The organism is Sphingomonas sp. R-74633 (genome assembly GCF_013416555.1).
In the GTDB taxonomy this organism is placed as follows: domain Bacteria; phylum Pseudomonadota; class Alphaproteobacteria; order Sphingomonadales; family Sphingomonadaceae; genus Sphingomonas.
This window is the reverse complement of the sequence record NZ_JACCFG010000003.1, coordinates 672,597-681,984: the sequence shown is the minus strand read 5'-3', so window position 1 is coordinate 681,984 and position 9,388 is coordinate 672,597. Positions and strand designations below refer to the sequence as shown.

The window sequence follows — 9,388 nt, the reverse complement described above, 5'->3', positions numbered from 1 at the left end:
TCCGACAAAGCTAAGCCCATGGAACGGCTTGGTTTATCTGAGTTACTCACGCCTAGAAGCCGTGAGACCCAGGGCCGCCGCCCACATGTCCCTTCATCAAAATCACAATGTCAAAGAGCGCGTCCTTGCTCGAAGCGAACTTCGAACATCCCCTGGAGGGGCCCAAGTCAGTAAGGCGAAAGCCCTACCAGCTAGTTGAGAACTGCCCGGACCGAGGCCCGGAAGAGCGGAGAAGCGAGTGCCTCGCCGCCGGGAGGTGGGCATCTATGAGCCCAACCGATTCGCGTCAACCGCTAAAATGCAGTTTTTTTCGGAATCTGAAAAAACATCGCGAAACCGAACCGGCCCGCGTGCATTCATACGGGTTCAGGCCATGGTGCCGCGCCTGGCGACAGCGCGGCCTCCGTGGCGTCGTGCGCATTGGCGAAACCTTCCAGTCTGTTTTGTGGTACAGTAATGGGGTGGAGCCCGCACGGATGCGGACGGGGCATGCATGAACAAGCAGCATGACTATTATCAGGCGCGTGCAGCGCATCAGCGCGAGATGGCCGCTGAGCTAACGGGGAGCGCCAAGGAGCAACACCTGACGCTCGCCGCGATGTATGAGGCGCTGGCGACCGAGCCCAAGGCTCCGCAGCCCTCCGCCAAGGCGGAAGAAGCCAGGCCGGAAATAGCAGAAGAGGAAGACGAGCGGGCCTATCTCCAGCGCCGCGCCCGGGAAGAGCGCGCACGGGCAGCCGACACCGACGACCCTGCGGTACGCCGCATCCGCTTCGAGATGGCCGACGAGTATCTGCGGCGCGCCGAAGCGGCCGGGGACTAGCCCCAGCCGCCCGCCTTCAGCCGATGGTCATCAAACTGGCATTGCCGCCGGCCGCGGTGGTGTTGATCGAGATCGACACTTCCTCGAGCAACAGGTCGAGCGGATAGCCAGCCTCGCCGCGGGTCAGGACCGAGACGATCGGGCCGTCCAGCGCCGCCATCTGCTCGGCGAGCGGCTTTGGATCGCCTTCGACGAGCGCCGATGCGGGGTGCGTACCGGATGCAGGGGCGAAGACTGCGGCGATGCGCGGCGGCAGGCCCTGGGGCAACGTCATGCCCTCCAGCGCGCCGCGATTGCCCGTCGCCAGTACGGCGGCGATCTGCTCGAACAGGCCGGCCCGGGTTTCGGGGCGCATCAGGATGCGGCCGCGCGGATGAAGCGCATAGAGGTTGCGCTCGCCGACCGGACCGGGAAGCTCGCGCTCTACGCCCAGCGCCGAGGCTGCTCCATAGCGGCGCGCGGTGGCGGCGGCATCGGCCTCCCCTTGCCCATCGAGCCAGTCGGCGAATTCGGTCAGCAACGCCGGCGTGGCGCCGGGCTCGACTGCCACAGGGGCGTCGTGGGTCAGGCGGCCGAGATAGAGCGGCCCGCCGGCCTTGGGCCCGGTTCCCGAAAGCCCGCGCCCGCCGAAGGGCTGCACGCCGACGATCGCGCCGATCACGTTGCGGTTCACATAGAGATTGCCGGCGTTCACCCGCGACGTGACTTCGGCGATCGTCTCGTCGAGCCGGGTGTGGAGGCCGAAGGTAAGGCCATAGCCGGTGGCGTTGATCGCATCGATCAGCGCGGAGAGGTCGTCTCGGGCATAGCGCAGCACGTGGAGGACGGGACCGAACACTTCGCGCTCGACATCGGCGATCGTATCGATCTCGATGATCGTCGGCGCGACGAAGGTGCCGTGCGCGGCGCTCGCCGGCAGCGCCTGTTGCTCGATGCGATGCCCGCGTCCGCGCATCGTCGAGATGTGATGCTCGATATTGGCCTGCGCTTCGGCAGTGATCACGGGGCCGGTATCGACCTGGAGTGCGTCGGTGCGGCCGATGCGCAGCTCCTTGAGCGCGCCCTTGAGCATCGCCAGCGTGCGATCGGCGACTTCTTCCTGCAGGCACAGGATGCGGAGTGCCGAGCAGCGCTGGCCGGCGCTGTCGAACGCCGAGGCGAGAACATCGGCGACAACCTGTTCGGCGAGCGCCGAGCTGTCGACGATCATCGCATTCTGACCACCGGTCTCGGCGATCAGCGGGATCGGCTTGCCGGCGGGCGACAGGCGCGGGGCGAGCTGGCGCTGGATCAGCCGGGCGACGTCGGTGGAGCCGGTGAACATCACGCCGGCGGTCTGCGGCGCCCCGACCAAAGCGGCGCCGATCGGGCCATCACCGGGGACAAGCTGGAGCGCATCGGCGGGAACGCCCGCCTCGTGGAGCAAGGCCACCGCCTGCGCGGCGATCAATGGGGTTTCCTCGGCCGGCTTGGCGAGCACCGGGTTGCCCGCGACCAGCGCGGCGGCAACCTGGCCGGTGAAGATCGCCAGCGGGAAGTTCCACGGGCTGATGCAGACCACGGGGCCGAGTGGCGCCTGGGCCGGGCCGAAGGTGGCGCGGGCGCGGGCGGCGTAATAGCGCAGGAAGTCGATCGCTTCGCGTACTTCGGCAATGGCGTTGGGCAGCGACTTGCCGGCTTCGCGCACGATCAGGCCGAGCAGGACCGGCATGCGCGCCTGCATCGCATCGGCGGCGCGTTCGAGTATCGCCGCCCGATCAGCGACGGGGGTCGCGCTCCAGGAAGACGCGGCGGCGCGGGCAACGGCGGTGCTGGCGGCCTCTGACGAGACTTCGACGACGATGCCGACGGTGTCGCGGTGATCGGCAGGGTTCAAAACCTTGCGTTCGGTACCCTGCCCGTCCGCCGGCGCGGCGCGCCAATCGATCGTGGCGCTGTACTGGAGCGCTTCGGTAAGTGCGGCAAGCGCATCCTCGTTGCTGAGATCGAGCCCGTCAGAATTGCGGCGATCGGGATAGAGCGCGCGCGGCAGCGCGATCAGATCGTGATGCGCGCCAGGGTGCGACATCGCCTTCACCTGCTCGGCGGGATCGGCGACCAGCTCGGAAACCGGCACGTCGGGATCGGCGATGCGGTTGACGAAGGAGGAGTTGGCGCCGTTCTCGAGCAGGCGGCGGACCAGATAGGCGAGCAGTGTCTCATGCGTGCCGACCGGGGCGTAGATACGGCAGGGGCGGTTCAGCTTCTCCTTGCCGACGACCTGCTCGTAGAGCGGCTCACCCATGCCGTGCAGGCACTGGAATTCGTACTTGCCGACCGCGAAGTCAGGGCCGGCGAGCTGGTAAATCGTCGCCAGCGTCTGGGCGTTGTGCGTGGCGAATTGCGGGAAGACGCGGTCGGTGGCGGCAAGCAGCTTCCGCGCGCAGGCTATGTAGGCCACGTCGGTGTGGATCTTGCGGGTGTAGACCGGGAAATCGGGCAGCCCATCGACCTGCGCGCGCTTGATCTCGGCATCCCAATAGGCGCCCTTGACCAGCCGGACCATGATCCGGCGATCAGCGCGTGCGGCGAGATCGATGATCCAGTCGAGCACATAGGGGCAGCGCTTGCCATAGGCCTGGACGACGAAGCCGAGGCCGTTCCAGCCGGCGAGATCGGGGTCAAGCGCGAGGCTTTCGAGCAGGTCGAGCGATAGTTCGAGCCGGTCGGCTTCCTCGGCATCGATGTTGAGGCCGATATCGTAGCTGCGGGCCAGTGCCGCGAGCGTCTTCACCCGGGGGAGCAGCTCGCCCATCACCCGCTCGGCCTGCGAGCGGGCATAGCGCGGATGCAGCGCCGACAGCTTGATCGAAATGCCGGGACCTTCATAGATGCCACGCCCGGCCGACGCCTTGCCGATCGCGTGGATCGCATTCTCGTAATCGCGGTAATAGCGCTCGGCGTCAGCACCGGTGGTCGCCGCCTCGCCGAGCATGTCATAGCTGTAGCGGAAGCCCTTGGCCTCCTCGTGGCGGGCGCGCTTCAATGCCTCGGCGATCGTCTCGCCGGTGACGAACTGCTCGCCCATCATCCGCATCGCGATATCGATGGCGCGGCGGATCACCGGCTCACCGGCGCGGGCAACGAGGCGCATCAGCGCGGCGCCCAGCCCTTTGTCGTCGGCGGTACCGACCAGCTTGCCGGTGACCACCAGCGCCCAGGTCGCGGCGTTGACGAAGAGCGGCTTGCCGCCGAGATGCGCGCGCCAGTCGCCATCGGCGATCTTGTCGCGGATCAGCGCGTCGCGGGTGGCATCGTCGGGGATGCGAAGCAGTGCCTCGGCGAGGCACATCAGCGCGACGCCTTCCTCGCTCGACAGCGCATATTCCTGGACCAGCGATTCGACCGCGCCACTGCGCTTGCGGGCGCGCAGGCCGGTGACCAGCTGAGTCGCCGTCTCGCGCACCGCCGCCCGGGTGGCCTCGTCGAGCGTCGCGGCTTCGATCAGCGGCGCTAGCGCTTCCGCCTCGTCGCGGCGATAGGCAGCGGTGATCGCCGCGCGGAGGGGAGTCGCCAGGCGGACGGGCGGGGCGAAGGCGGCGAACGGAGCGGACAGGTTCATGTGCTACGTATACGCCTAAATCGCTAGTCGATCCGACTTATCGGGGCCCCATCATAGGCGGAATGGCCATATTGCCGGGCACATGCTAGGCCAAATGTATGAAAAAGGACGCACCCGCAGTCGAACTGGATGAGTTCGATCGCAAGATAGTGGACGCTCTGGTCGGAAACGGACGGATGACGGTTACCGAGCTGGCGAAACAGGTCGGGCTTTCGAAGACTCCGGCGCAGGTGCGGCTCAAGCGGCTGACCGATTCAGGGGTCATCCGCGGCTTTCGTGCGATCATCGATCCGGCGCGGATGGGTCTCGACCATATCGCCTTCACCGAAGTGAAGCTGGCCGACACGCGCGAAAAGGCGCTGCAGGAGTTCAACGCGGCGGTGCGGCGCATTCCCGAGGTGGAGGAGTGCCATATGCTGGCGAGCAACTTCGACTATCTGCTCAAGGTGCGCACCGCGGACATCCGCCGCTACCGGATCGTGCTGGGCGAGAAGATCTCGAGCCTGCCGCATGTCGCCAGCACCTCGACCTATGTCGCGATGGAGACGGTGAAGGATTAGATCGCATTCACGTCTCGTGAGGCCGTCGGCGTTCCGCAAATCCTCTCCCGCAGGGAGAGGATTCCTATGGTTAGCGGCTGAGGCAGAGCATGTGATCGATCGTGTGCGGACCGTCGAGTAGCTCGTCCGGGGCGATCGGGCGGATCTGCCCGTCATGATGGATCAGCCCGAGCGCAAAGCCCTCGCCGAGAATCTCGGACAGGAAGCCCGCCGGATCGGGATAGCGATTGACGGTGAACTCCATGAACACGGTGAGCGGATTGCCGCGCGCCAGGATGCCGGTCATCCCGCGCCACACCTGCTGCTCATGCCCCTCGACATCGATCTTGATGAACTCGGCATCGAGCGCTTCGGGGAAGCTGTCGAGCCGGCGGATCGGGATCAACCCGGCGCCATCCTCGCGAACCCGCGCGCCGCCCGGCGCATGGGTCTCGACGTCGAGCGCGACCAGCCCCTCAGCGGCGCCGAGCGCGCAGCGATGGAGCGCCGTGAAGGGGCCGAAGCCGTTGACCGCGATGCTCGACGCCAGCCGCCCCGCCAACCCGTCATTGGGCTCGAAGGACAGCACCCGGCCCTCCGGCCCGGTCAGATCGGCGAGCAACAGCGTGAAGAAGCCGAGATTGGCGCCGACATCGATCACGGTGGCCCCGCGCCGCACCGTGCGCAGCATCGCCTCGGTGACCCACATCTCCCAGAAGCCATCGAGCATCAGATGCGCGGCGATGCCGGTGTCGCGCGTGTCGACATAGAGCTTGTAGCGGCCAAGGACGCGGGCGAGCGCCGTGTGATCGCCGCAATAGGCGGTGCGGCACAGCGCGCGGATCTCGGCCTCGACCTGGTCGCGCGGTTCGGACAGCAGGCGCCAGATGTCGTAGATCGGTGCCGTTTCCATCATCGCTCCCTTGCCCGGCGGGCGGCATGCCATGCAGCCAGATGCGCGGCAATCGAGGCGCGCGGGCTTTTCGGACCGGTTCGGGCCAGTGCCTCGACAAGATGCTCGGGCGTGCAGCGCGCGCCGGTCACCGGATCGGCATATAGCGGATAGGCGATCAGCGCGGCGGCGGCGAGTTCGGCGAGCGAGCGGCGACGGGTGCGGCGCGCCGGCGCGGCATGGTCCCGCGTCAGGCCCCAGCCGGCATAGAAGGGAGCGCCGTGCACCACCACATCGCGGCCACGGACCAGCGCCTCGAACCCGGCGAGCGAAGTGAGCGTGTGTACCGCGTCGGCCCGATCGAGCAGGCGCGGCAAATCGGCATAAGGCAGGATCAGGTCCGCCTCCGGTGCGGTGAGCGCGCCGCTGCGCAATCCGGCGACAACATCGGGATGCGGCTTGTAGACAAGATAGGCATCGGGCTCCTCGACACGCGCGCGGGCGAGCAGATCGGCGGTGGAGAGCCCCAGCCCGCCGAGCAGCATCGAGCGATCGTCCTCGACCTGGCCGATCGCCAGCACGATGCGGCGTCCGCGGGGCAGATCGGGCGTCGGGCCGGCGAGGTTGTACTTGGTCACCGCGGTCTCGCGCAGCCGGGCGAGGAGATGTTCGGCGCGGGCGATCTCCTCAGCCGTGAAATCGCGTGTCTCGAGCATGACTTCGAGATCGCTCGGGCCGGCTGCGTCGTAATGCGGACGGCGGCTGTCTAGCGTGATCGAGCAGGGCGGCACCAGCGCTGCGCCCAGCCCCGCCGAGCGGATAAAGCCATCCTCGATCCACCAGATCGGCACGTCCGCAGCAGCGGCTTCGGCCTCCAGACCGGCAGGCGCCCGCGAGGCCCAGCAGGCGATCGCGCCGCCGCGCCCTCTTGCCGTCTGCACCGCCTGATGCGCCGTGTTTGCAAATACCGGTCCGTGCGCGTTGCAAAGCATCGCGGCGAGCCGCTTGCGCTTCCACTGCGCGATCCCGGCGAGGCATGCGATGCCTTCGACCCGGGGGTCGGTCACCGGGTCAGCAGTTCGACGGTGAGCGCCGGCGTGATCAGCGTGTTGAGCAGCTGGACGAGCTTGCCGAACTGCGCCGAGCGGGCATTGGCGATGAGCAGCACGTCCTTCTCGTGCATGCGGAAGCGCTGCGCGGCGAAATAGCTGCGCGGATCGATCAGGTTGAGCCGGTAGATCACCGGCAGCTCCTTGCGAACGCCATCGACCAGTGCCGGCTCATAGCGGAAGACGAACACGCCGGTGGCATCGGCCTGGCTGTCGAGCGGGCCGCCGGCGCGGGCGAGCGCCTCGGCAAGGCTGAGCGCGTCGCTGTCGAACGGCAGCTCGGAGACGGTGCGCGCGGCACCGAGCACGGTGACCGAGCGGACCGCGCGGAGCAGCTCGACATGGTCGCCGGGGGCAAGGCGGACATTGGCGGACGCGCCGACGCGCAGCCGATCGAGGCGGATCTCGGCAGACTGGTCGGCGCGGGTGAGCCGCACCGACGTGTCGGCGGAACGGGCGGTGGGGCCGCCGGCGACCGCGATCACATCGAGCAGGCGTTCGCCCGCAGCGGTGAGCGGCTGGCGGCCGGGCGTCTTCACGTCGCCGCTGACCACCACGCTGCGCGCCGGGCCGCGATCGACAGTGACGCTGGCCTGGGCGTTCTGCGACAGGCCGCGCAGGCGCCGTTCGACATCGCCTGCAACTGCCTCCGGCGTGCGGCCGAGCACCGGGACGGTGCCGATATAGGGCAGGTCGATCGTGCCGGCCTCGCCCACTTCCATCCGGGGCAAGGCGCGGCCGGCGGCGCTGGGCGCGGCGTCGTCCTTCGCTGCGCCGAACAGGGCATAGCCGACCTCGAAGACAGTGACGCTCAACCGGTCACCGACCGCAATCGCATTGTCGGCCGGAGCGGCGTCGGCGATCGGCCAGACGGGCGCTTCGGGCTCGGCTTCGGCGGCGAGGCCGGGCGCATCGACGATGTCGATCACGGTGACGCCGGCGGCTGCGGCCGGATCGACCACCTGGTGCGCGGTGGGCGCGGCGGCGGGCAAGGCCGCGCAGCCCGAGACCAGCAGCAGCGCGCAAAGGAGCAGGCCGCTACGCATGGGCGGGCCGCAGCGTGCCGGCACGGGCGCGTTCCTCGAACAAATCGCCATAGAGGCGGGCGAGGCGTTCGCTGTAGCGTTCGGGCGAGAAGAATTCGGCGCGGACCTTGCCGGCCGCCGACAGCCGCTCGCGCAGCTCCGCATCGCTGTCGAGCGCGCGCAGGCCGGCGGCGATCGCGGCGGGGCTGTAGGGATCGACGAGCAGCGCCGCATCTCCCGCAACTTCGGGGAGCGCGCTGGTGTTCGAAGTCAGCACCGGCGTGCCGAGCGCCATCGCCTCGAGCACCGGCAGGCCGAAGCCTTCGTAGATTGACGGGAAGGTCACTGCCTTTGCGCCGCGGACGAGGCGCAGCAGCAGGCTGCGCGGGAGATAGTCGATCCGGCGGACATTGCGGAACTGCGCGACCAGCGGGTTCAACTCGTCGCGGCGGAGCAGGCGCAATTCCTGGCGGCTGCCGAAACTGCGCTGTCCCACGATCACCAGCGGCGTATCGGTGCCGAGCGAGAGATAGGCCTCGATCAGCCGCGCGAGGTTCTTCTTGGGCTCGATCGCACCGAAGAACAGGAAATAGCCGCGCCAATCGAGCCCGAAGATGCTGCGCACGGCGCGGGCCACTTCCTCCTCGGGGTCCTCGGCAGCGCCTGCGGGCAGGCGAACGGCCTGCCAGGTGTTGACCAGCCTGGGCTCGGCCTCCGGGAAGAGCTGAAGGATGTCGGCGCGGCTCGCCTCGGAGACGGTGACGATCCGGTCTGCCGTCGCCACGACCTTGCGGATCAGCCTAGCGTAGAAGCGTTTGTTGTCCGCGCTCGCATAGGGGAGCTTGAGCGGCACCAGGTCGTGAATCGTATAGAGATTGGGCACACCGGGCATGCGGACCGGCAACGGGTAGGTCCAGTGCATCACATCGGGCGCGCCGCCGGGGATCATGGCGCGGGTGAAGAAGCCGGTCCGCTTGAAGTTGCGCGCGGCGAGGTCGAACAGGTCGGGCGAACTGTGGAGCGCATCGAAGCGCGGCAACCGGTGCGCGAATTGGCGGGCGACCACCTGGCCGTCGATCGGGATGGCGCGGGCGCGGCGCGGAGTGGCCAGCCAGCCGAGCTCGCGCAGCCATGCCGGGCTGGCGGGGAAGGGCCGGCGGGTCGCATGGCCGTTGCCGAGCGCTTCGTAGAACAGCACTTCGCGCAACCGCGGGTTGAACGGCGCCTTCAGGCCGTACAGCCCCTCGACTCCGATCCCGAGCGCCTGCGCGGCGGAAGCGAGCTGATGGCCATAGGTGGCCACGCCCGTGCCCTGGGGGAGCGCCAGATTATAGCCGTCGATCATCAACCGCATGCGGCGCCGTCCCCCTTTCTTCCGCCTGTCGTACAGGGGTGGGCG

The 9,388-nt window shown here is 68.3% G+C and carries 7 protein-coding genes; 2 read left to right on the top strand and 5 right to left on the bottom strand.

Translation table 11 applies throughout. The features are described 5' to 3' along the window. Positions 1 to 493 precede the first annotated feature (493 nt). Positions 494 to 823 carry a hypothetical protein gene (locus HZY97_RS13565; RefSeq protein WP_180144457.1) on the top strand — a complete coding sequence of 110 codons (330 nt, stop codon included), beginning with the start codon at positions 494 to 496 and terminating at the stop codon, positions 821 to 823. 16 nt (positions 824 to 839) lie between these two features. Here the strand turns inward: HZY97_RS13565 and putA are convergent, their stop codons facing one another. Beyond that, on the bottom strand, positions 840 to 4,424 hold the full coding sequence (gene putA, locus HZY97_RS13560) for a trifunctional transcriptional regulator/proline dehydrogenase/L-glutamate gamma-semialdehyde dehydrogenase (RefSeq protein WP_180144454.1): 3,585 nt from the start codon (positions 4,422 to 4,424) through the stop codon (positions 840 to 842). Positions 4,425 to 4,522: 98 nt separating this feature from the next. Here putA and HZY97_RS13555 point away from each other — a divergent pair, with 98 nt between their 5' ends. Beyond that, entirely contained in the window at positions 4,523 to 4,984 is a 462-nt protein-coding gene (locus tag HZY97_RS13555) for an Lrp/AsnC family transcriptional regulator (protein ID WP_180144452.1), read from the top strand. Between the two features lie 70 nt (positions 4,985 to 5,054). Here HZY97_RS13555 and HZY97_RS13550 read toward each other — a convergent pair whose 3' ends face one another. Genes HZY97_RS13550 through HZY97_RS13535 form a run of 4 tightly spaced genes read right to left on the bottom strand, consistent with a single transcriptional unit; the run spans position 5,055 to position 9,343 of the window. Then, on the bottom strand, positions 5,055 to 5,876 hold the full coding sequence (locus HZY97_RS13550; RefSeq protein ID WP_180144448.1) for an FkbM family methyltransferase: 822 nt from the start codon (positions 5,874 to 5,876) through the stop codon (positions 5,055 to 5,057). Beyond that, positions 5,876 to 6,922, bottom strand: coding sequence for a hypothetical protein (locus HZY97_RS13545; protein ID WP_180144446.1), 1,047 nt, complete (start codon positions 6,920 to 6,922; stop codon positions 5,876 to 5,878). Before HZY97_RS13545 ends, HZY97_RS13550 begins: the two co-directional genes overlap by 1 nt. After that, positions 6,919 to 8,010, bottom strand: a complete 1,092-nt coding sequence (locus HZY97_RS13540; RefSeq protein WP_180144444.1) for a polysaccharide biosynthesis/export family protein — start codon at positions 8,008 to 8,010, stop codon at positions 6,919 to 6,921. Before HZY97_RS13540 ends, HZY97_RS13545 begins: the two co-directional genes overlap by 4 nt. Then, positions 8,003 to 9,343: a glycosyltransferase family 1 protein gene (locus HZY97_RS13535; RefSeq protein WP_218943030.1), complete on the bottom strand. Its 1,341-nt coding sequence runs from the start codon at positions 9,341 to 9,343 to the stop codon at positions 8,003 to 8,005. The genes HZY97_RS13540 and HZY97_RS13535 overlap by 8 nt, the downstream gene beginning before the upstream one ends. Between the last annotated feature and the right edge of the window lie 45 nt (positions 9,344 to 9,388).